Source organism: Pseudomonas sp. GD04058 (assembly GCF_029836855.1).
In the GTDB taxonomy this organism is placed as follows: domain Bacteria; phylum Pseudomonadota; class Gammaproteobacteria; order Pseudomonadales; family Pseudomonadaceae; genus Aquipseudomonas; species Aquipseudomonas bharatica.
Genome location: NZ_JAOECN010000012.1, coordinates 1 through 22,575, shown reverse-complemented (window position 1 = coordinate 22,575; position 22,575 = coordinate 1). Strand labels below are relative to the sequence as shown.

At 65.0% G+C, this 22,575-nt stretch carries 20 protein-coding genes and 1 pseudogene; 14 read left to right on the top strand and 7 right to left on the bottom strand.

What is annotated here, in order from left to right:
• Window positions 1–82 precede the first annotated feature (82 nt).
• From N7650_RS12705 to N7650_RS12685, 5 genes are all read left to right on the top strand, one after another.
• Complete coding sequence (locus N7650_RS12705) at window positions 83–1,135, top strand: lactonase family protein (protein WP_279898485.1); 1,053 nt, start codon at window positions 83–85, stop codon at window positions 1,133–1,135.
• Window positions 1,136–1,207: 72 nt separating this feature from the next.
• A complete protein-coding gene (locus N7650_RS12700; RefSeq protein ID WP_279898484.1) occupies window positions 1,208–2,524 on the top strand; it encodes an MFS transporter in 1,317 nt (438 codons plus the stop codon).
• A 169-nt stretch (window positions 2,525–2,693) separates the two neighbouring features.
• Window positions 2,694–3,944, top strand: coding sequence for an OprD family porin (locus tag N7650_RS12695; RefSeq protein ID WP_279898482.1), 1,251 nt, complete (start codon window positions 2,694–2,696; stop codon window positions 3,942–3,944).
• A gap of 125 nt (window positions 3,945–4,069) precedes the next feature.
• Window positions 4,070–4,795 (top strand): transporter substrate-binding domain-containing protein, encoded by a 726-nt coding sequence (locus N7650_RS12690; protein WP_009401595.1) that lies wholly within the window; start codon window positions 4,070–4,072, stop codon window positions 4,793–4,795.
• A gap of 53 nt (window positions 4,796–4,848) precedes the next feature.
• Window positions 4,849–6,492: an acetolactate synthase large subunit gene (locus N7650_RS12685; protein WP_009401593.1), complete on the top strand. Its 1,644-nt coding sequence runs from the start codon at window positions 4,849–4,851 to the stop codon at window positions 6,490–6,492.
• A gap of 61 nt (window positions 6,493–6,553) precedes the next feature.
• Here N7650_RS12685 and N7650_RS12680 read toward each other — a convergent pair whose 3' ends face one another.
• The 4 genes from N7650_RS12680 to N7650_RS12665 form a co-directional block, all read right to left on the bottom strand.
• A complete protein-coding gene (locus N7650_RS12680; protein WP_279898481.1) occupies window positions 6,554–6,808 on the bottom strand; it encodes a type B 50S ribosomal protein L31 in 255 nt (84 codons plus the stop codon).
• Between the two features lie 211 nt (window positions 6,809–7,019).
• On the bottom strand, window positions 7,020–8,315 hold the full coding sequence (locus N7650_RS12675) for an MFS transporter (RefSeq protein WP_009401591.1): 1,296 nt from the start codon (window positions 8,313–8,315) through the stop codon (window positions 7,020–7,022).
• 43 nt (window positions 8,316–8,358) lie between these two features.
• The gene (locus N7650_RS12670; protein ID WP_009401590.1) at window positions 8,359–9,135 is read right to left on the bottom strand and encodes an SDR family oxidoreductase; all 777 of its coding nucleotides are present in this window, start codon (window positions 9,133–9,135) and stop codon (window positions 8,359–8,361) included.
• Window positions 9,132–10,025, bottom strand: coding sequence for a sugar phosphate isomerase/epimerase family protein (locus tag N7650_RS12665; protein WP_009401589.1), 894 nt, complete (start codon window positions 10,023–10,025; stop codon window positions 9,132–9,134). Before N7650_RS12665 ends, N7650_RS12670 begins: the two co-directional genes overlap by 4 nt.
• 118 nt (window positions 10,026–10,143) lie before the next feature.
• On the opposite strand from N7650_RS12665, the gene N7650_RS12660 reads away from it, so the two are divergent.
• A complete protein-coding gene (locus tag N7650_RS12660; protein ID WP_009401588.1) occupies window positions 10,144–11,061 on the top strand; it encodes a LysR substrate-binding domain-containing protein in 918 nt (305 codons plus the stop codon).
• A gap of 166 nt (window positions 11,062–11,227) precedes the next feature.
• Here the strand turns inward: N7650_RS12660 and N7650_RS12655 are convergent, their stop codons facing one another.
• Entirely contained in the window at window positions 11,228–12,001 is a 774-nt protein-coding gene (locus N7650_RS12655; RefSeq protein ID WP_009401587.1) for an IclR family transcriptional regulator C-terminal domain-containing protein, read from the bottom strand.
• A gap of 148 nt (window positions 12,002–12,149) precedes the next feature.
• Here N7650_RS12655 and N7650_RS12650 point away from each other — a divergent pair, with 148 nt between their 5' ends.
• The 5 genes and pseudogenes from N7650_RS12650 to N7650_RS12630 all read left to right on the top strand — a co-directional run bounded on the left by N7650_RS12650 (window position 12,150) and on the right by N7650_RS12630 (window position 17,591).
• Window positions 12,150–12,959, top strand: a complete 810-nt coding sequence (locus tag N7650_RS12650; protein ID WP_037060872.1) for a shikimate dehydrogenase — start codon at window positions 12,150–12,152, stop codon at window positions 12,957–12,959.
• An 11-nt stretch (window positions 12,960–12,970) separates the two neighbouring features.
• Window positions 12,971–14,701 carry an FAD-dependent oxidoreductase gene (locus N7650_RS12645; protein ID WP_009401585.1) on the top strand — a complete coding sequence of 577 codons (1,731 nt, stop codon included), beginning with the start codon at window positions 12,971–12,973 and terminating at the stop codon, window positions 14,699–14,701.
• A gap of 2 nt (window positions 14,702–14,703) precedes the next feature.
• Complete coding sequence (locus N7650_RS12640) at window positions 14,704–15,024, top strand: NIPSNAP family protein (RefSeq protein WP_037060827.1); 321 nt, start codon at window positions 14,704–14,706, stop codon at window positions 15,022–15,024.
• Between the two features lie 11 nt (window positions 15,025–15,035).
• Window positions 15,036–16,676 (top strand): FAD-dependent oxidoreductase, encoded by a 1,641-nt coding sequence (locus tag N7650_RS12635; RefSeq protein WP_009401583.1) that lies wholly within the window; start codon window positions 15,036–15,038, stop codon window positions 16,674–16,676.
• Window positions 16,677–16,868: 192 nt separating this feature from the next.
• Window positions 16,869–17,591: pseudogene (locus tag N7650_RS12630) on the top strand (CPBP family intramembrane glutamic endopeptidase).
• Here N7650_RS12630 and N7650_RS12625 read toward each other — a convergent pair.
• Window positions 17,588–18,439 carry a LysR substrate-binding domain-containing protein gene (locus N7650_RS12625; RefSeq protein WP_279898478.1) on the bottom strand — a complete coding sequence of 284 codons (852 nt, stop codon included), beginning with the start codon at window positions 18,437–18,439 and terminating at the stop codon, window positions 17,588–17,590. The pseudogene N7650_RS12630 and the gene N7650_RS12625 sit on opposite strands and share 4 nt — an antisense overlap.
• Before the next feature lie 135 nt (window positions 18,440–18,574).
• Here N7650_RS12625 and N7650_RS12620 point away from each other — a divergent pair, with 135 nt between their 5' ends.
• From N7650_RS12620 to N7650_RS12610, 3 genes are read left to right on the top strand one after another with little or no spacing between them, the layout of a single operon-like run.
• Window positions 18,575–19,636, top strand: a complete 1,062-nt coding sequence (locus N7650_RS12620; RefSeq protein ID WP_279898476.1) for an agmatine deiminase family protein — start codon at window positions 18,575–18,577, stop codon at window positions 19,634–19,636.
• Complete coding sequence (gene aguB, locus N7650_RS12615) at window positions 19,633–20,541, top strand: N-carbamoylputrescine amidase (protein WP_279898475.1); 909 nt, start codon at window positions 19,633–19,635, stop codon at window positions 20,539–20,541. Before N7650_RS12620 ends, aguB begins: the two co-directional genes overlap by 4 nt.
• Window position 20,542: 1 nt before the next feature.
• On the top strand, window positions 20,543–21,628 hold the full coding sequence (locus N7650_RS12610) for an extracellular solute-binding protein (RefSeq protein ID WP_279898474.1): 1,086 nt from the start codon (window positions 20,543–20,545) through the stop codon (window positions 21,626–21,628).
• A gap of 5 nt (window positions 21,629–21,633) precedes the next feature.
• Here N7650_RS12610 and N7650_RS12605 read toward each other — a convergent pair whose 3' ends face one another.
• Window positions 21,634–22,488, bottom strand: a complete 855-nt coding sequence (locus N7650_RS12605; RefSeq protein WP_279898472.1) for an AraC family transcriptional regulator — start codon at window positions 22,486–22,488, stop codon at window positions 21,634–21,636.
• Window positions 22,489–22,575: the final 87 nt, after the last annotated feature.

Genomic DNA, 22,575 nt, shown 5'->3' with positions numbered 1-22,575 from the left:
CCACAGGGTACTGAGCTGCCTGTGGGAGCTGGCTTGCCAGCGATGAGGCCCTCAAGAACAACAAAGATTCCGGAGTAACCCCATGTTTGCCTACATCGGCTCGCGCACCACTCGCGAACGCAACGCCCGCGGCGACGGCATCAGCGTCTTCGCCGTCGATCCGGACCAGGGCCGCCTTGAGCGCGTGCAGGTCGTCGAGGACCTGGTCAACCCGTCCTTCCTCGCCCTCAACCGCGCCGGAGACCGTCTCTATTGCGTCCACGGCGACCGCAGCGAAGTCAGTGCCTTCAACGTCGACAAGGCCAACGGCACGTTGAGCTTCCTCAATCGCCAGGGATGCGAGGGCAACAACCCGGTACACCTGGCCCTGGACCCCAGCGAGCGCTTCCTGGTGGTGTCCAACCACCTCAGCGGCACCCTGACCGTATTGGCGATCGAGCCCGATGGCGCCCTCGGCGCGCTGGTGCAACTGCTGGCCTTGCACGGTCCCAGCGGCCCGCACCGGATCGAGCAGCCATTCGCCAAACCGCATTTCAATCTGTTCGATCCCAGCGGCCGGTTCGTCCTGGTACCGGACAAGGGCCTGGACCGGATCTTCGTGTTCCATTTCGACAACGGCAGGCTGATTCCCACCGAGCAGGCGTTCGTCGTGACCCGTGAAGGCGCCGGGCCCCGGCATGTCGCCGCACACCCGCAGGCGCCGCTGGTGTTCGCCATCAACGAGCTGGACTCCAGCGTCACCAGCTACCGCTTCGATCCTGTGAGCGGAGCGCTGGACCCCGTACAGGTACTTCCGTCGCTGCCATCGACCTACACCGGCAACAGCCGCGCATCGGAAATCGAGGTAAGCGCCGACGGGCGATTCCTCTACGCCTCCAACCGCGGCTACGACAGCATCGCGGTGTTCGCCATCGACACCGCCAGCGGCTGCCTGAGCCCGGTGGAATTCGCCCCGAGCCTGGGCCGCACCCCGCGTTTCTTTGCCCTGACGCCCAACCAGCGCTTCCTCTTCGTTCTCAACGAAGACAGCGACTCCATCGTTTCGCTGGCCGTCGATGCGGCCAGTGGACGGCTACACGACAGCGACTTCTCGATCGCCATCGGCAGCCCGGTGTGCATGGTTTTTTCTGCCTGATCCATCCGGGTTCGCCCCGGTCACTATAAAAACGCACGAGGCAGGCGCAAGCTTGCCCTCCAAGAGGTCATCATGAACAACAACAAGACGCTCGACGAGCACGCCATAGTCCGCAAGATCACCTGGCGGATCATCCCCTTCGTGTTCCTGCTCTACATCGTCTCCTACCTGGACCGGGCCAACATCGGCTACGCCGCGCTGGAGATGAACAAGGAGCTGGCCCTGACCAGCGAGGCCTTCGGCTTCATTTCCGGGATCTTCTTCATCGGCTACTTCCTTTTCGAAGTGCCGAGCAACGTGATGCTCAACAAATACGGGGCGCGGGTGTGGATCGCGCGGATCCTGGTGACCTGGGGCCTGATCGCCGCCGGCACCGCCTTTGCCCAGACCGCCAACCAGCTCTATGTGCTGCGCTTCCTCCTGGGCGTGGCCGAGGCCGGGTTCTTCCCGGGGATCATCGTCTACCTGACCTACTGGTTCCGCTCCCGTGAACTGGCGACCACCGTGGCCCTGTTCACCGCGGCGATCCCGGTCAGCTACATCATCGGAGCGCCGCTTTCCACCTGGATCATGGACAACGTCAAGTGGTTCGACTGGAGCGGCTGGCGCTGGATGCTGTTCCTCGAGGGCATCCCTGCCGTGCTGCTGGGCGTCGCCTGCTACTTCTTCCTTACCGACAAGCCGGAGCAGGCCAAATGGCTCAAGCCCGAGGAGAAGGAATGGCTGCTGGCCGAGCTTGAGCGCGACCGCAAGAGCCGCAAGAACGTCAAGAGCCTGGGCGTCATGAAAACCATGACCAACCCCAAGGTGCTGTACCTGGCCTTCATCTACTTCGTCTACCAGTGTGGCAGCCTCGGCGTCGGCTACTGGATGCCGCAGATCATCAAGGGCTTTTCCACCAGCCTGAGCCATACCGAGATCGGTCTGATCGCCATGCTGCCGTATATCGTCGCCACCCTCGCCATGGTGGTCTGGTCGCGCAGCTCCGACCGGCGCAACGAGCGCAAGCTGCATTCGGCGATCCCGCTGCTGGTAGCGGCGCTGGGGCTGGTGGGGGCGGGCATGCTGGGGAGTCCGGTACTGTCGATGGCAATGATCTGCGTCGCGCTGTCCGGCCTGTACAGCTTCAAATCGCCGTTCTGGGCGCTGCCCACGTTGTTCCTCGACCGTACCACGGCGGCGGTGTCGATCGCGGTGATCAATTCGATCGGCAACCTGGGTGGCTTCGTCGGGCCTTCGATGATCGGCGTGGTCAAGGGCAGCAGCCAGAGTGCGGCGACCGGGTTGCTGTTCCTCAGCGGGCTGCTGGTGATTGCCTTCCTCATGACTGCCTTGATGCGGGTGAGCAACAAGGAGCCGGGTCAGCCTGTGGCGGCATCGGCGCACTGACGACCGCTATCGCTGCGGTGCGGCGGCCGACAAGCCAGCTCCCACACAGACCCTGTGGGAGCTGGCTTGCCAGCGATGAGGCCCTCGAATCCACACTTTCCTTCCTGCCTGGCCCCGATCCCGAGGGCCCCGGCACCCCCATACCTATAAAAAAGACAGATCCCCATCAATGCACAACAAGAACATCCTCAAGACCCTGCTCACCCTGTCCCCCTGCCTGGCCACCGGCACCGCCAGCGCCGCCGGTTTCATCGAGGACAGCAAGGCCAGCCTGCAAACCTCCAACTACTACTTCAACCGCGACTTCCGCGACGGCGTCGGGCAGAGCAAGCGCGAGGAATGGGCCCAGGGCTTTATGCTCGACCTGCGCTCCGGCTACAGCCAGGGCACTATCGGCTTCGGCCTCGACGCCATGGCCATGCTCGGCCTCAAGCTTGACTCAAGCCCGGATCGCACCGGCACCGGCCTGCTGCCAACCCACGATGACGGCCACGCCGCCGATGAGTTCGGCCGGGTCGCCCTGACTGCCAAGGTGCGGGTGTCGGACACCGAACTGAAGTACGGCACGCTGATTCCCAAGCTGCCGACCCTGCAGGCCAACACCGGGCGCATCCTGCCGCAGACCTTCGATGGCGGCCTGCTGACCAGCAAGGAAATCGAGGGCCTGACCTTTACCGGCGCGCGTTTCGAGCGCATGACCGACCGCGACTCGACCAATGCCGTGGGCCTGACCCTGAACAACAAGAATCGCCGCTTCCGCTCTGCGGCCGATGGCGATGCCTTGCTGATCGGTGGCGCCGACTACGCGCTGAGCAAGCAGCTCACCCTCGGCTACCAGTACGCCGAGCTTGAAGAGGTTTACCGCCAGCACTTCCTGGGCCTGGTGCATACCTTGGCGCTGGGCCCGGGCAAGCTGAAAAGCGACCTGCGCTACCTGCTCAGCGAGGAGGCCGGCGCGGCCCGTGGCGGGCGCATCGACAGCGGTGCGCTGAGCGGCCTGTTCACCTACAGCCTCGGCGGCCACGCCTTTGGCCTCGGTTTGCAGAAGATGAACGGCTCGACCTCCATGCCGTTCATCAACGGCACCGACCCGTACCTGGCCAACTACATCCAGATCAATGACTTCGCCGAGCCGGGGGAGCGTTCCTGGCAGGTACGTTACGATTATGACTTCGGCGCCATCGGCATTCCCGGGCTGACCTTCATGAGCCGTTATGTGCGCGGCGACCAGGCCGATGCCGCCACGACCAGTGGCGGCGGGCACGAGTGGGAGCGCAACACCGATCTGGGCTATGTGTTCCAGACCGGAGCCTTGAAGAATGTCGGCGTCAAATGGCGCAATGCGGCCTATCGGTCCAGCTTCGCCCGTGGCGCGGACGAGAACCGCCTGATCGTTTCCTATACCTTGCCGATCTGGTAAGCCTTTCGGGCCTCATCGCTGGCAAGCCAGCTCCCACATTGACCGCGTGCACCGCCGGACCTGTGGGAGCTGGCTTGCCAGCGATGAGGCCCGAAAGACCAACATCTATTGCCGGAGACACACCAATGCCCCCAGTAACCCCCGCCATCCTCAACGACCTCGCCCCCGACGGCATCCTCCGCGCCGCGATCAACCTCGGCAACCCGGTCCTCGCCCAGCGCGGCCCGGACGGCGAGCCCCAGGGCGTTTCCGTGGCCCTGGCCAGGGCGCTGGCTGAAGAACTGGGCGTCACCCTGGAAATGCGCACCTTCGATGCCGCCGGCAAGGTTTTCGCCGCCCTGGAAGACAATGCCTGGACCGTCGCCTTCCTCGCCATCGAGCCTGTGCGCGAGGCGCAGATCCATTTCAGCGCGCCCTACGTGCTGATCGAAGGCACCTACCTGGTGAAAAAAGACGCGCCGTTCCAGCATGTGGAACAACTCGACCAGCCCGGTTTGCGCCTGGCGGTAGGCGAGGGTGCTGCCTACGATCTGTACCTGAGCCGCACCTTGCAGCACGCGCAACTGGAGCGGGCCGGCACTTCGGCAGGTGCCGTGGACCTGTTTATCGAGCAAAACCTCGACGCTGCGGCCGGTGTGCGCCAGCCGCTGGAGAAGGTCGCCGCCGCCGACTCCCGCTTTCGGGTGCTGAACGGTGCATTTACTGCCATTCGTCAAGCTATGGCAGTGCCGAAAAGGTGCGACAATGGCGCCGTCTTTGTAAGTGACTTTATCCAGCGTTGCTTACGTCAAGACTTCGTCCGTGCCGCTTTGTTGGCGACCGGGCAGCCTGATGTCAGCGCTCCGCGCTGACCGCTCAACCCTTTTTCCCTGATCCTGCAATCCCATTTGAGGTAGCAAGCAAGATGGCCAAGGCCGCCGATGTCGTTGTGCAATGCCTGGAAAACGAAGGTGTCGAGTATGTGTTCGGCATTCCCGGTGAGGAAAACCTCGACCTGCTGGAATCCCTGCGCAAGTCGAAGATCAAGCTGGTGCTGACCCGCCACGAACAGTCCGCAGGCTTCATGGCCGCCACCTATGGCCGCCTGACCGGCAAGACCGGCGTCAGCCTGTCGACCCTCGGTCCTGGCGCGACCAACCTGGTGACCGCTGGCGCCTATGCCTACCTTGGCGGCATGCCGATGCTGATGATCACCGGCCAGAAGCCGATCAAGAAGTCCAAGCAGGGTCGCTTCCAGATCATCGACGTGTGCGGGATGATGGACCCCATCACCAAGTACACCCACCAGTTCGCCTCGGCCGACAATATCCCTTCGCGCATGCGTGAAGCCTTCCGCCTGGCCGAAGAAGAGAAGCCGGGCGCGGTGCACCTGGAGCTGCCGGAAGACATCGCCGCCGAGCAGACCGACGTGCTGCCGATCCCGCCAAGCCTGCACCGCCGTCCGTTGGCCGAGCACGTGGCCATCGAGGCTGCCATCGACAAGCTGCGCACCGCGCGCAGCCCGATCCTGGTGATCGGTGCCGGTGCCAACCGCAAGATGACCGCCAAGGTCCTGACCCAACTGATCGAGAAGACCGGCATTCCGTTCGTCACCACCCAGCTGGGCAAGGGCGTGGTCGATGAGCGCAACCCGCGCTTCCTGGGCAACGCGGCGCTGTCCTCCGGTGACTTCGTGCACCGTGCGGTCGAAGCGGCCGACCTGATCATCAACATCGGCCACGACGTGATCGAAAAGCCGCCGTTCTTCATGGTCCGTGGCGGCACCGAGGTCATCCACATCAACTTCCGTTCTGCCGAAGTCGATGCCGTGTACTTCCCGCAGATCGAAGTGATCGGCGATATCGCCAACGCCGTATGGCAGATCGGCGAAGGCCTGGGCGACGTGTCGCACTGGGACTTCACCCGCCTGATGGCGATTCGCGAAGCCAACGAAGCGCAGATCGCCGAAGGCAAGGACGACGACCGCTTCCCGGTGTACCCGCAGCGCCTGGTCGCCGACATCCGTCGCGCCCTGCCATCCGAAGGCATCGTTGCCCTGGACAACGGCATCTACAAGATCTGGTTCGCCCGCAACTACAAGGCGCACAAGCCCAACACCGTACTGCTCGACAACGCCCTGGCAACCATGGGCGCGGGCCTGCCGTCGGCCATGGCTTCGCACCTGGTGTACCCGGATCGTCCGGTCATCGCCGTGTGCGGCGACGGTGGCTTCATGATGAACAGCCAGGAGCTGGAAACCGCCGTGCGCCTGGGCATGCACGTCACCGTGGTGATCCTGCGCGACGACGGCTACGGCATGATCCGCTGGAAGCAGGCCAACATGGGCTTCACCGACTTCGGCCTGGACTACGGCAACCCGGACTTCGTCAAGTACGCCGAAGCCTACGGTGCCAACGGCCACCGGGTGGAAAGCGCGGCGGGCCTGCTGCCGCTGCTGGAGCACTGCATCAAGACCCCGGGCGTGCACGTGATCGACTGCCCGGTGGACTACAGCGAGAACGATCGCATCCTCAACAGCGAACTGCGTGAGCGCGCCCTGGCCGTTTAAGCTGCTTCGACGTTGAACGCAAACGCCGCTTTCCGGGTTCCGGAAAGCGGCGTTTTTCATTTCATTTAGCGGTGAAGCCGGCGAAGCGCTTGTTGAAGCCTGCCACACGGCCTTCGCTCTTGGCCTTGCGTTCCTGGCCGGTGTAGATCGGGTGGGAGGCACTGGAAACGTCGAGGGTGACGTAGGGATAGGTATTGCCGTCGCTGTGGACGTGGGTCTTGTCGGTATCGACAGTGGAGCCGATCAGCCAGAAAGCATTGGCGCTGGTGTCGTGGAACAGGACAGGGCGGTAGGCGGGATGGATGCCGGGTTTCATGGGGGACTCCAGTCGGTACGATATAAAGTAACAAAATGCTAGTTGATATCGAATCTCATTTCAACCCTGGCTTTACGAGGGTTCTCTCGGGCCTCATCGCTGGCAAGCCAGCTCCCACAGTGTCCGCGGCGCTGCTGACCCTGTGGGAGCTGGCTTGCCAGCGATGGGATCGACCCGGTATCAAGCCGGGCTGAACAGCCGGATCTCTGAATCAAGCGTGCCGCGCCTGCAACACTGGCTCGTCGGCACCTGCCGGGCGCGACACCAGTGCCGCGATCGCCGCGAGCAACGACAGCCCGCCGATAAAGCACGCCACTGGAACCCAGTCGTTGCCATCGCTCATCAGCGCGTAGCACAGGCTTGGCGAGAAGCCGGAGATGATGAAGCTCAACTGGGTCGCCAGGCCGACGCCGGTGTAGCGCACGCGAATGCTGAACATCTCGGCGTAGAACGACGGCCACAAGGCGTTCGGTGCGCTGTACAGCACGCCCTTGAGCAGTACGGTGCTGAACAGGATCAGGCCAAGGTTGCCGGTGCTGATTGACCAGAGGAACAGGAATACCCCGGCACAGCAGGCCAGCGAGCCGATGGCGAAGATGCGCTTGCGTCCGATGCGGTCGGCCAGCAGGCCGAACAGCGGCTGGCAGATCAGCGCCACGACCTGGCTGGCGGCGATGGCGCTGAGCATCGATGGACGATCAACGTTTTGGTTGTTGGTCGCCCAGGACAGCCCGAAGATCATCACCAGCGACGACACCGCGCAGATCAGCGCGCAGCTGAACACGGTGAAGAACGCGCGGCGCTCCTTGTTGAACAGCTCGGCCACCGGCAGGCGCCGTGCGGCCGGCTTGCTCGCCTTGAATTCCGGGCTTTCCTCCACGCCGCGGCGGATCAGCCAGGTGATGACCACCATCACCGCACTGAGCAGGAAGGGAATCCGCCAGCCCCAGGCCAGCAGCTGTTCCTGGCTGAGCATGGACAGCGGAATGAACACCGAAGTGGCGAGGATCGAGCCCATGGAAGCGCCATTGATCAGCCAGCTGGTGTAGAAGGTTTTGCTCTTGCCAGGGGCGTGCTCCATGGTCAGCAGGCTGGCACCGACCTGTTCGCCGCCGGCGGAGAAACCTTGCAGCAGGCGGCAGAACACCAGCAATGCTGGGGCCCAGGGGCCGATGCTCGCGTAGGTGGGCAGCAAGCCGATGGCAAAGGTGGCCAGGCCCATCAGCAGCAGGGTCATCATCAGCACCTGCTTGCGTCCTATGCGGTCGCCCAGGTGGCCGCAGACCAGCGCACCGACGGGCCGGGCGATATAGCCAACGCCAAAGGTCGCCAGGGCCGCGAGGGTACCGGCCATCGGGTCGCCGGAGGGGAAGAACAGCGTGCTGAACACCAGTGCCGCAGCCGAGCCGTAGATGAAGAAGTCGTAGTACTCGACAACGCTGCCGAGGAAGCTGCCGAACGCAGCCCGACGCGCCATGCGCCGGTTTTCGGGATGGGGAGTGGTCATAGCGAACCTTTCTTGTAGTTGTGGTGGTCGGGTAAGGCGGGTCTCAGTTGCCGAAGGGCGCCAGCTGGCTGCCGCCGCAGACATGAATGACTTCGGCGGTGATGAAGGCGGCGTCCTCCGAAGCCAGGAAAGCGGTGGTGCCGGCGATGTCCTGCGGGGTGGCCAGGCGCTTGAGCGGGGTGTTGTTGATAGAGCCCCGGGCCATGCGCTCGAAGCTTTCCGCATCGCGGCCATCGAGGGTGAAGGCCGACGGCAGCAGGCCCGGGGCGATGGCGTTGACGGTCACGTTGTCCGGCGCCAGTTCTCGTGCCATGGAGCGGGTCAGGCCGACCAGCCCGGCTTTGCAGGCTACATAGGCAGGCGGCCCACCGGCGACCCAGCAGCGCGAGACGATATTGATCACCCGGCCGCTGGCCTGGGCTTTCCAGTACGGCGCGACTTTCTGGCACAGCAGGGCCGGGCCGCGCAGGTTGACGGCCATCATGTGGTCCCATTGCGCCGGATCGAAATCATGCAGCGAGCCGCGATGATTGACTGCGGCATTGTTCACCACCACATCGATACGTCCGAAGGCGCCGCCGCCCAGCTCCACCAGGGCAGCGATGGAGGCAGCGTCGCCCAGGTCGGCGTGCACGGCGATGGCGCGTTGTCCCTCGGCCAGCGGCAGGCTGTCGACCAGGGTTCGGGCGGCGTCCAGGTTGATATCCGCAGCAATCAGATCGAGGCCGTCGTGGCTCAGGCGCTGGCAGATGGCGCGGCCCAGCTCGCCGGCGGCGCCGGTGACCAGGGCAACACGGCGGGGGATGTGGGGCAGGTTCATTGGCAGGGTACCTCCGGGGTGGAAACAGGGGCGACCGGCGTATCCAGGTCGAGATAGCGGCAGATCAGGTCGCGGTTGCGCAGCATCTTGTGGGCGTCGGGCCAGGTGGTGTCGAAGTCTTCGATCGACAGCCAGTCGGCGAAACCGCGCGCGGCCAGGGTCTGCAGCATGCTGCGCAGGGGCAGCACGCCCTGGTCCGGCGGGCACCATTCCCAGCGCCAGCCCAGGTCGTCGGCCTGGGCCACCCAGGCCACATTTTTCACCTGCACATGGGCCAGGTGCTCGCCCATCAGGTCGAGGGACAGGCGCACATCCTCGCGGCCTTCGATGGCCAGGTTGCCCAGGTCGTAGATGATTCCGAGGTGTTGCGCCGGGTAGTGTTCGGCGATGCGCATGGCCAGGGACGGGCTGGAGCAGATGGTGCGCTGGTGCACCTCCAGCGCCAGGCGTACGCCGGCGGCTTCGGCGCGCGGCAGCAAGCGATCGAGGAAGCGACGCATGCGCATGCTGGCTTCGCTGTAGCGCTCGTTCTCGTAGCCCGGCGCCCACAAGCGCAGGCGGGCATTGCCGGCCAGGGCAGCGAGGTCGATCAGACGCAAGGCCTGCTCCACATCGCCCACTGGCAGGTAGGGGCTCAGGCCGAAGATCTCCAGGCCATTGGCCTGGCATTGCTGGCGGATACGGGCGATGGCCTGCTCGCAGGGGGGCAGCGTGCAGCGGTTGTTACTGCGTGCATCCCAGGCACGACTGGAGTTCAGGTTGTCGATATCGGCGACCCGCCATTCGACGCCCTGGTAACCCAGGCGGGCGAGTTCGTCCACCAGCGCCTCGGGAGCGAGGCTGGGCAGCGAGGCACTGGAAACGCCCAGGCGAGGGCGGGCTTGAGTCATGGCGAGGGAATCCTTGTTGATGATGGAGAGGATGCTAGATGAAGTTGCTGGTTGATTAAATTGATATAAAAGCGCTGCCTGGTTAACTTGCAGGTTGATTAACTTCCGGGCCATTCCAGTGAATCTTTCCACCATCAGCCTGCGCCACTTCCGTGTATTTCTTGCCGTGGTCAGCTCCGGCAGCCTCGCCACCGCCGCGCGCTTGCTGCATATCACCCTGTCGGCGGTTTCCAAGAGCATCAAGGAATTGGAGCAGGAGCTGGGCTCGCAACTGCTGGTGCGCGGGCGCAAGGGCGTGCAGTTGACCCGCGCCGGCGAGGCGTTCCACAAGCACGCGGCGCAGGCCATGGCCAGTTTCCGCATGGCCCTGGATGAGGGGCAGGTGCAGCCCCAGGCGCCGCAGGTGCTGAGGGTCGGCGCCTTGCCGACGGCGGCGGGCTACATGCTGGCCCCGGTGATCGCGCAGATGCGCCAGCGTTTTCCGCAGATCCAGGTGCAGGTGCTGGCCGGTGTCTATGACTTTCTCGTCGGCAAGCTGCGCACCCATGAGCTGGACCTGATCGTCGGACGCCTGATCGGGCGCGACATGCTCGGCGTAGTCTTCGAGGCACTGTACGAAGAAGACCTGCTGCTGGTGGTGCGCAGCGGGCACCCGCTGGCGGCGCGGGAAAGGCTCATGCTGGAGGATTTGCGGCCCTATGTGCTGCTGGTTTCGCCCCAGGGCACGCTGGTGCGGATCAGCGTCGACAACTTCCTGCTGTCCAGTGGCGCGGAGGAAGGGTTTACCATCCAGGAGTCGCTGAGCGAGACGTTTTCACGGGTGTATGTGCAGGACTACGACGGGGTGTGGTTCGTCCAGCGTGGGGTGGTGGATCTGGATCTGCGGCTGGGGATCGTCAAGGCCTTGCCGTTCAGCAGTACCTTGCTCAGGGCGCCGATCGGCCTCACCACACCGACGGACCGGCCGTTGTCGGAAGCGGCGCAGGTGTTTGCGGGGTTGTTGCGGGAGTGGTGTGCCCCTCAGGTTTCAGGGTGATCTTGCGGGCCTCATCGCTGGCAAGCCAGCTCCCACAGGGTACGCGGCGCACTCGGGCCTTGCAGCTGGTCGCCATCCAAAAGTTCATCATTTTTCTCAAGAGCGGCTCGGAACCTGTGGGAGCTGGCTTGCCAGCGATGAGGCCCTTCCAGGCAACACAAGGCTTTCAGGCCTCCATGACGGGCTTCAACAACGCCTGTGCCTCATAAAGCGGCATCAGATACCTCCGCCGCATTTCCTCCAGGCTGATCCTTGAAGCATGGGTGGTGATGGTCAAGGTCGAGCGCAACACTCCATGCCGATCCACCAGCGGTACCCCCAGCACGCGCATGCCCACCTCGAACTCCTGGTCCACCTCGGCATATCCCTGGGCCGCCACACGACGCAGTTCCTCACGCAAGGCCTGCTCATCGACACAGGTATGCGGCGTCAGGCCACGCAGTTCGACCCGGGCGAAATACGCCGCCAGTTCCTCCTCCGCCAAGGACGCCAGCCAGATTCGCCCGCCAGCGGTGCAATACAGCGGCAAGCGCGACCCGGGCCGGATCGATAGCGAGGCGATGTGGCTGTACCGGCTGCGCACGATATGCACGATCTCATCGCCATCGCGGGTGCCCACCGACACATGCTCCTGGGTGGTCCGCGCCACCTGTTCCACCACCGGTCGCAGCATCCTTGGCAGTTGCGCCGAATCCACATAGGCCTGGCCGATGCGCAGCGCCTTGGGTGTCAGCCAGTAGTGACGACCATCGGTTTCGACGAACGCCTCATGCACCAGCGTCAGCAGGAAGCGTCGTGCCGCACTCGGGGTCAGGCCGGACAGGCGCGCCGCCTCGGGCACGCTGAGCTTCGGTTGATCGACGCTGAACAATTGCATCAACGCCAGCCCCTTCTGCAGGCCGACGATCAGGTCACGGGCATGGATCTCGGGCTGGGCCATGGCCTGGCGCTCCGTTGATTTGCTGAAAGACTGCGATTATCGCAGTGCTACAGCGAATAACAACCTAAACGACGATCTGCGCCATTGGCCCTGACGGCGTTGAACCGCACCCTTGCAGCACAACAACACCGACCCTTTGGAGGTCAGCATGCTGCACGGCTCCACCGAACTGGTGGCGATCGTCGGGTCGCCCATCACCCAGGTCAAATCCCCGGAAAACTTCAATCGCTGGTTCCAGGCCAACCGCCAGGACCTGGCGATGTTGCCCATCGATATCCGCGAAGACGCCCTCGACGCCTTTATCGAGACCCTGCGCGGTTGGCAGAACCTGCGCGGTGTGGTGGTCACCGTGCCCTACAAGCAGGTGCTGGCCGGGCGTCTCGATGAGGTGAGCGAGCGGGCGGCGGCACTGGGCACGGTAAACGTGATCCGCCGCCAGGCCGATGGCCGCCTGCTGGGCGATAACGTCGACGGCGAGGGCTTTCTCAATGCGGCCTGCCTCAACGGTTTCCAGGCCCGGGGCAAACGTGCTCTGGTGATCGGTGCCGGCGGCGTAGGCAGCGCCATCGCCTGGTCGCTGTGCCAGGCCGGGGTCGCCTCGCTGGTGCTGGCCGATGCCAGCGCCGCCCGGTGTGAAAGCCTTGCCGGGTTGCTGGGCAAGGCCTTCGCCGAGGTGCCCATCGAGATCGGCTACGAATCGTTGGAAAGCTTCGACCTGCTGGTCAACGCCACCCCGGCAGGCATGGGCGGCACCGGTGAGTTGCCGCTGCCCACGGCGCTGCTGGAAGGCCTGCGTGCCAGCACCTTGGTTGCCGATGTGGTCACTTCGCCGGAGATCACCCCCTTGCTTGCCGCCGCCCGCGAACGCGGTTGCGCGGTCCAGACCGGTGCACAGATGGCCTTCGCCCAGCTTGGCAACCTCGGTCATTTCATGGGCGTCACGCCCCTGCAGTTGTGAGGAGCGGCACGATGAACACAGCAACCCGCTTTCCGTCCGAGGGCGACGCGCGGTTCGACCTGATCGTGCTGGGCAGCGGCGCGGCCGGCTTTGCTGCGGCAGCCACCGCCGCATGCAAGGGCCTCAAGGTACTGATGGTGGAAAAGGCCGGGCAGTTCGGCGGCACCTCGGCGATCTCGGGGGGCGCGGTGTGGATACATGGCACCGACCAGGCCCGTGCCGCCGGGGCCGAGGACAGCCCCGAAGCCATGCGCCGCTACCTGCACAAGACCATCGGCCCGGGCTACAACGCCGAACTGGTAGAGGCCTATATCGAGCAGGGGCGGCAAGCGCTGCACTGGCTGGAGGCCAATACCGAGCTCAAGTACGCCCTGCGTCCACTGTCGCCGGATTACTACCCGGACGAGGAGGGCGCCACCGATCGCGGGCGGGCCCTCGAGATTCTGGAGTACGACGGGCGTCGCCTCGGCGCGCATTTCAACGACCTGAAGATGCCGCCGGCGGGGATGCTGCTGTTCGGCGCGATGATGGTCAATCGCGTGGATATCCAGCACTTCCTCAGCTTCCGGCGCTCGCCGCGTTCGTTGCTGCATTGCCTGAAACTGATGGGACGCTATGCCATCGACCGTATCAGCCATCCTCGTGGTACCCGGCTGACCACGGGCAACGCGCTGATCGCCAGGCTGGCGACCAGTGCCTTCGAGCATGGCCTGACCCTGTGGCTGGACAGCCGTACCGAGGAACTGATCGTCGAGAACGGCGTGGTGGTGGGCGCGGTTATCACCCGCGAAAGTCGCCAGCATCGCGTGCTGTCCCGTGGCGGCGTGGTCTGCGCCACCGGTGGTTTCGCCGCCTCGCCGCAAGCGGCGGCACAGCGCCCGGATACCGGCAGCGCCCACCTGAGCATGTCGCCGCCGTCCAACACCGGTGACGGCCTGCGCCTGGCCCAGGCGACCGGCGCGGTACTGGGCCAGGGACTGGCGGCCAACTTCTTCTGGGCGCCTGTCTCCGAAGTCACCCACAAGAACGGCGAGCGCGAACGCTTTCCCCACCTGGTCACCGACCGCGCCAAGCCGGGGGTGATCGCGGTCAACCGCAAGGGCGAGCGTTTCGTCAACGAATCCGACTCCTACCACCATTTCGTCCAGCGCATGTTCGCCACGGGCAGCACGCCGTGCTGGCTGATCTGCGATGCCCAGGCCCTGGACAAGTACGGCCTGGGCCTGGCCCGGCCCAAGCCGGTGGACAACCAGGCGTTGATCGACGCCGGCTACCTGCTGCGTGCCGACAGTGCCGAGCAACTGGCGGCACGGGTCGGTATCGATCCCCAAGGCTTGCGCCGCACCCTGGACAGCTACAACCACGATGCCCGCGACGGCCTGGACCGCGCCTTCGGCAAGGGCGGCAATAGCTACAACCGCTACATGGGCGATCCCGGACACCAGCCGAACCCGTGCAACGCGCCGTTGCTACAGGCGCCCTGGTACGCGATCCGCCTGCACACCGGTGACCTCGGCTCGGCCCGTGGCCTGGTCACCGACGGCCGGGCACGGGTACTGGATGCCAGCGGCACGCCGATCCCCGGCCTGTACGCCGCTGGCAACGACATGAATTCGCTGATGGACGGCACCTACCCGGGGCCGGGCATCACCCTTGGCCCCGGCCTGACCTTCGGCTGGCTCGCCGCCTGCGACGCCGCCGAACGGCTCGCCCACACCCCTTCGCTCACCCTGGAGAAATGACCATGTACTACGAACTGCGCACCTATACCCTCAGCCCGACCCGCATGGCCGACTGGCTGGCGCTGTACCAGAGCGATGCCCTGGCGGTGCAGACCGAGCACCTCGGCCAGTTGGTGGGTTTCTTCACCACCGAATTCGGCGAGGCCAACCAGGTGGTGCATATCTGGGCCTATGAAAGCCTCGACGATCGCAGCGCACGTCGCGCGAGGATGGCCGCCGATCCGCGCTGGGCCGAGTTCGGACGCAAGAACAAGGAATTGGGCGCCGTGCTGAAACTGGAGTCGCGGCTGCTGCGGCCCACCGGTTTTTCGCCGCTCAAATGAGTTCGCAACCGATGCAGACGCTGGAATGCGATGTGCTGGTGATCGGCTCGGGAGCCTCGGGACTGGCGGCGGCGGTGACTGCGGCCAGTCATGGCCTGAGCGTGATTGTCGCGGAGAAAAGCCGTTGGCTGGGCGGTACCAGTGCCTGGTCCGGTGGCTGGTTGTGGGTGCCGCGCAATCCGCTGGGGCGGGTCGAGACCGACGATGCGCCGGAGCGGTATCTGCTGGCCCAGATGCATGGATCCTCGTTGAGCGAGCAGCAGCGGGTGTACCTGCAGCGCGGTGCGGAGATGGTCGAATTCTTCCACAACCATACCGCGGTGCAGTTCTACCCGGGCAGTGCCATGCCGGATATGCGTGATGGCGAGGGCTCGGCTTCAGGTGGCCGCTCGCTGTGCGCGCAGCCCTTCGACGGTCGCCGGCTGGGACGGTGGATCGAGCACCTGCGGCCGCCGCTGGATATCGTCAGCCTGTTCGGCATGGGCATCGCCGGCGGTGCCGACATGGGCGCGTTCTTCAATGTTCGCCGTTCGTTCAAGGCCGCTTGGCATGTGGGCACGCGTTTGGGGCGACATGGCCTGGACCTGCTGCTTCACCGGCGCGGCATGTACCTGGTCAATGGCAATGCCCTGGTGGCGCGGCTGTTGCGCAGTGCGTTGGACCGGGAGGTGCAGTTGCTGACGCAAAGCCCGGTGCTGGGGCTGCTGCGCGACGGCGAGCGGGTGAGCGGGGCGCAACTGGACGGTCGCCGCGTACTCGCCCGGCGCGGGGTGGTGCTCGCCTGTGGCGGCTTCGCCCATGATCCACAGCGCCTGGCGCAACGTATCGAGCATCGACACTACTGCGCCGCACCGCTGGACAACAGCGGTGATGGCCTGCGGCTTGGGGAAGGCGTGGGCGGCCTGGTTGGTGACGATCTTGCCCACGACGCGGCCTGGGCACCGGTTTCGCTGGTACCTCGGCGCAACGGGCCGCCAGGGCGATTTCCTCACCTGGTGGATCGCGGCAAACCGGGCTTCATCGCGGTGGGCGCGGATGCCCGGCGATTCACCAACGAGGCCGACTGTTATCACGACTTCATGAACCACTTGTTCGCGCGCACGCCGCCAGGGCAGGAACCCGAGGCCTGGATGATCTGCGACCACCAGGCGCAGCGCCGCTTCGGCATCGGCTGGGCCAAGCCATGGCCGTTCCCGCTGGGGTATTACCGGCGTTGCGGCTACCTGCGCGAGGGGCGGGATGCACGGGAGCTGGCCGCGCGCTGCGGGCTGGACCCGCTGCAGTTGCAGGCAACCCTAGAGCGTTTCAACCAGCATGCGCGGCTGGGCAACGACCCGGATTTCGGGCGAGGGCAGTCGGCGTACAACCGGGCCTCGGGAGATCCCTCGAACAGTCCGAATCCGTCGTTACGGCCATTGCACGGGCGCCTGTATGCGGTAAGGCTGGTGGCGGGCAGCCTCGGCACCTTCGCCGGGCTGAAGACCGATGCGGCGGCGCGGGTGCTGGACCGGAACGGGCAAGTGATTCCGGGACTGCACGCGGTGGGCAACGACATGAACAGCATCATGGGCGGTTATTACCCCAGTGGCGGGATCACCCTGGGGCCTGGGATGGTGTTCGGGTATCTGGCGGGGTTGGCGCTGGCTTCATGATGTTCTGGTGATTTTCAGGGCCTCATCGCTGGCAAGCCAGCTCCCACAGGTTCCGAGCCGCTCTTGAGAAAATTGGTGAGCCTTGGGATGGTGACCAGCTACAAGGCCCGAGTGCCAACGATGGGGCCCTGAAGACCCACAACACATCATCGGATAGACTGCTGACCCCCCAGTCGCAGACGGACACCTGCAATGCTCCAGGACGGACTCGCCCACCTTGCCACTTACCTCGTGCACATCACCCCCGGCCTGATCCTATGCCTGCTGTGGTTCGCGCTCACCCCGAAAGCCCAGGCCGGCCTGCGCATCGCCATCCTGCTGCTGACCTTCATCCTCCTGCGCGATGCCATGACGCCCACCGGTCTGTGGGCGCTGGACGGCCAGGTGCGCATCGGCTTCATCGACAATCCGCTGGTGCTCGCTGCGCTGGGGCTGATGTCGTTGGGACTGATCGCGGTCTTGCAGCAACTGGCGCCGGAGCTACTGGCATTGGTCGTCTGGCGCAAGGGCCATCTCGCCACGGGGCTGGCCCTCGGGCTGTTGGCTGGTTGTGCCATCGGTCTTCCGTTGCGCCTGTATCAGGGCGGCGGGTTCAGCGGTTTCAACCTCTGGTTCGGTGGCTTGCTGCTGCTTGCCTATGGCGGCAATGCACTTGAAGAAGTGCTGTTCCGCGGGGTATTGCAGGGCTATTTGGAACAGCATGCCTCGCCGCTGCGGGCCGCGCTGGGCAGTGCGCTGGCCTTTGCCGCCTGTCATGTGTTTCTCGCGTTCACCGTCACCCAGGCGGGCTGGCCGGTGTTGGTGTTCACGCTGCTGTAGGGTGTGGCCTGCGCCTTGATCAGGCTGCGCTATGGTGTGATTCTGGCAATCGCTGCCCATGGCACGGCAATCCTGCTGATCGCACAGCCTTTCTAAAGGCAAGCCCGCAACCACCCCATGAACGACCGGGTCAACGGACTCTTCTCACTGTCCTGATGCACCAGGCAAACCCAACTGACACCCGCTACCCGCTGCTCGCTCAGCGGTTGCAGCAAGCCTTTCTCCAGCGCCCGCGCGGCCAGCAGCTGGCTGACCAGCGCCACCCCATGCCCCTCGCACGCTGCATCCAGCAACAAGCCCGGATCGGAAAAATTCAGCCCGTGGGTGCGTTGCCCGACATCCTCGCCGCCCTGCACCGACCAGCGACTCCAGTCCATCTCCCGTTCGCCGTGCAGGGTGGTGCGCTGTGCCGCCGGCTGGTCGATCAGCCCGGGGTGGCAGGCCGGGTAGAACCGATCTTCCAGCAAAACTTCGTAGCTGCATCCGGCCTGCTGCTCCAGGTCGTCCCGCAGGCACAGGTCCACCGTCTGGCTGGACATGTCCGGTGTTTCGTAGGTGGTGAACAGCCACAGGTCCACCTGCGGATGCAGCCGATGGAAATCCCCCAGGCGCGGCAGCAGCCAGTGCCGGGCGAACGCCGGGGTGGTGTTGACCACCAGTTGGTTGGGCTTGCGGTATTGGTCGAGGCGGCGAATCCCCACCGACAACTGTTGCAGCATGGCCTGGGTGGTGCTGTGCAGGTCGTGCCCGGCATCGGTGAGGCTGACGCTGCGCCCGCTGCGGTGGAACAGCGGCTGCTCGAGAAAGGTTTCCAGGCTGCGGATCTGCTGGCTGATGGCCGATTGGGTCAGGTGCAGTTCCTCCGCCGCCTGGTGAAAGCTGCCCAGGCGCGCGGCGGCTTCGAAGCCGCGCAGGGCGTTCAGGGGTGGCCAGTGTTTAAGCATGATTGATAAGTCCTGCTAATCAGTTGTCGGCTAAATCCATCGTTTGTTGCCGCTCAGTCTGCGCCATAGCATGACATTCATTCCGCAACAGCGGATTTAAGTCATAAAAAATACTTAACTGAAGGTGGATTGAGCATGATGTGCAACGGCGATCGAAGCACTGGTTGGATGATGCCCGCGGAATGGGCGCCCCATGCCGCGACCTGGATGGTCTGGCCGCATAACCGGGCCTTGTGGGAGAGCACCTGGAGCGTGCGCCTGGAGCAGGTTCAGGAAGACTTCGCCCGGGTCGCCAATGCCATCGCCCGCTTCGAGCCGGTGAAACTGGTGGTCGCCCCCGGCGCCCGGGCCCGCGCCGCCGGGTTGTGCGGGGCGAATGTCGAGTTGATCGAGCAGCCGGTGGACGACAGCTGGTGCCGCGATTCCGGGCCAACCTTCATTTGCCACCCGCAGCACGGCCTGGCCGGCGTCAGCTGGCGCTTCAATGCCTGGGGCGGCAAGTCGGCCCATGGCCTGGACGAAGGCCTGGCCCGGCGTGTGCTTAATGGCATGGGCCTGGACTGCTTTGGCACCTGGCTGGCCAACGAGGGCGGGGCCATCCATGTCGATGGCGAAGGCACCCTGGTCACTACCGAGTCGGTGCTGCTCAACCCCAATCGCAACCCGGGGCTGGACAAGGCCGACGCCGAGGAACTGTTCGCCCGCCTGCTTGGCGTGAAGAAGACGATCTGGCTGCCGGGTGACCCGAAGTATGTCACCGGCGATATGACCGACGGCCATGTGGATGGCGTCTGCGCCTTCGCCCGCCCTGGCGTGCTGCTGGTGGATGCGACCCATGACCGCGATTCGGTGTACGCCGAAGTGGTGCGGGAAAACCGTCGTGCCCTGTCCCTGGCACGGGATGCCCAAGGGCGCAGCTTCGAGCTGATCGACCTGTACGAAGCCAGCGCCGCCGTGGACCCGGAGGCAGAGGTGTTCTGCGCCTCGTACACCAATTTCTACATCGCCAACGGCGCGATCATCATGCCGGCCTACGGCATCGAGGCCGATCGTGACGCGGCGCGGGTGCTGGCCGGGGCCTTCCCCGATCGTGAAGTGGTGCCGGTGCGCATCGAGCATCTGGCCCATGGCGGCGGTGGCGTGCACTGCATCACCCAGCAACAGCCGGCCTGGCCATCGAAGAGGGAAGCAGCATGACCTTTCTCACCATTGCCACCACCCAGATGCCATGCACCTGGAACTTGAACGACAACCTCGACCGTGCCGAACAACTGGTACGCGATGCCGCCGCCCAGGGCGCTCAGGTGATCCTCTTGCAGGAGCTGTTCGCCACTCCGTATTTCTGCATCGAGCAGGACCACAAGCATCTCGCCCTGGCCGAGGAATATGCCCACAGTCGGGTGCTCCAGCGTTTCGCCGCGCTGGCTCGGGAACTGGGTGTGGTGCTGCCGCTGAGCTGGTACGAGAAGGCCGGCAATGCCTTCTTCAACTCCCTTAGCGTGGCCGACGCCGATGGCCGCCTGCTCGGGGTCTACCGCAAGACCCACATCCCCAACGCCGTCGGCTACCAGGAGAAGGAATACTTCAGCCCCGGTGATACCGGCTTCCGCGTCTGGGACACTGCCTTCGGCCGCCTTGGCATCGGCATCTGCTGGGACCAGTGGTTCCCGGAAACCGCGCGCAGCCTGGCGCTGATGGGCGCCGAGGTGCTGCTGTTCCCCACGGCGATCGGTTCCGAACCGGGTGCTGCCGCCTTCGACTCCCGCGATCACTGGCAGATGACCATGCGCGGGCATGCCGCGGCCAACCTGCTGCCGGTGGTTGCGGCCAACCGCATCGGTCGCGAGGTGGCGACCGGTGATCCCGGATTGCACATGGATTTCTACGGATCGTCCTTCATCAGCGACCACAAGGGCAAGCTACTGGCCGAGGCCGACCGCGAAACGCCCGGCGTACTGATGCGCACCCTGGACCTCGCGGCCATGCGCGAAGAACGCCTGACCTGGGGCATCTTCCGCGACCGCCGGCCGGAGATGTACGGCACCCTGCTCAGCCTCGACGGTGGTTCGACCAGCGTCTGGCGTCCTGCCCGGGAGGTGTGAGATGAAACGTCTGCTTAGCGTGATCGGCCTGTCCCTGTGCCTTGGCACGGTCCAGGCCGACGACCAGGACAAGCTGCTGCGCCTGTACAACTGGTCCGATTATTTCGCCGAGGACACCCTGGCGCGTTTCACTGCCGAAACCGGGATCAAGGTGATCTACGACGTGATGGACAGCAGCGAGGTGCTGGAGGCCAAGCTGATGACCTCCGGCAGCGGCTATGACCTGATCTTCCCGGGCGACACCGTGGCCGAGCGCCTGATGCGTGCCGGCAGCCTGCAAAAGCTCGACCCGGCGAAGATCGAGGCGCTGGCGGATATCGAGCCGGGCCTGCGCCGGTTGCGCGAGCACTACCCGCACTCGGCGGCGGCCACGGTGCCCTATACCTGGGGCAGCATCGGCCTGACCTGGAATGACGAGATGATCCGCAAGCGCATGCCCGACGCCCCGGTCAACAGCCTCGACCTGCTGTTCAAGCCAGAGTACGCGGCCAAATTCGCCGACTGCGGGATCTCGGTGATCGATTCGCCGGACGAGGTGCTGGCGGTGGTGCTCAACTACCTCGGCCGCGAGCCGCGCAGCGCCAGGCCGGAAGACCTGGCCGCCGCCAGCGAGCTGCTGATGAAGGTGCGTCCCTATATCCGCAAGTTCCAGTCGCAGCCGGTCACCGACCTGGTCAACGGCAACCTGTGCCTGTCCCTCGGCTACAGCGGCGACATGACCCAGGCCCAGCGCGCCGCCGACGCCGCCGGCAAGCCGGCCAGCTTCCAGTACCGCATCCCCCGCGAGGGCACCACGGTATGGATGGACAACATGGCGATCCCGGTGGACGCCCGGCATCCGGAGTACGCCTACGCCTTCATCAACTTCGTCATGCGCCCGCAGAACATGGCGGCGATCAGCACGTTCACCGGTTACCCGACGTCCAGCGCCAAGGCGCGGACGCAGGTCGATCCGAAGATGCGCGACAACCCGGATATCTACCCTGATGAAAGCGCCTTTGCCCGCCTGATTCCCGGCAAGGACATCCCGCAGTCGGACATGCGTGCACGGATGCGTGCCTGGACCAGGTTCAAGACCGCCAGTTGACGGCGCTACTGCAAGGGCACGTAGATATCCGTCTGCCACTGCTCCAGCGGGGTCTGCGGGAACACGCTGAGGTAGTGGAAGAACAGCGGCTGGTCGCGCAGTTCCTCGCCGCTTGCCGGCAACCAGTCACGGTAGACCGGGTAGATGGTTTCGCCGATATGGTCCGGCGAGCCGTGATGGCGGACCACTGCGTAGCGGCCACCGGCGATACGCAACTCGCCGACGCCGGTGTCGTTGGGCCTGACCGCTTCATCGATCTCGCCACAGACGGCGAAGCGGAATTCCTCGGGCGGCGTGGTATCCGGGTTGTTGAAGGGGATACCGAAGGTGCGGCTCGATGCCACCGGCGACTGGCCGCTGTGCATCCGCCAGTCGATGAAGCGGCGCACGGTGTCCTGGACCAGGCCGGGCGGGCCCAGGTGTTCCAGGGCGGCGACGCGCACTTCGGCGAACTCGACGATCTTCACTTGCATGCTGATGTTCCTCGAAAAGTGGGGGATGGCGAACACCGCATTCCACACCTGCCATTCCGGGTTCTGGCGAAAGGCGCTGGGGCTGGTCCCGAAATCCCGGCGGAAGGCCCGGCTGAAAGACTCCGGGCTGTCGAACCCGGCATCCAGCGCCGCTTCCAGCACCGAATACTCCGCCTGACCTGCCAAGCGCCGGGCCGCGCGGCGCAGGCGCATCAGTTGCACATAGCGGGCAACCGGCACGCCGACGAAAGCGCTGAACTGGCGATGGAAGTGGTAGGTCGAGAAGTGCGCCACCTGGCTCAGGGCCTTCACGGACAGATCGCCTTCGAGGTTGGCATCGATGTAGGCGAGGACGGCGCTGAAGCGGGCGGTGTAGGAGGTGGACATGTGGGTACCGGGTGGTGTGGCTTGCGATGGGCACAGGTTCGGGGATTTCGAGAAGGGCAGCCTAGCCGGATTTGCTGTTGTCAGTCA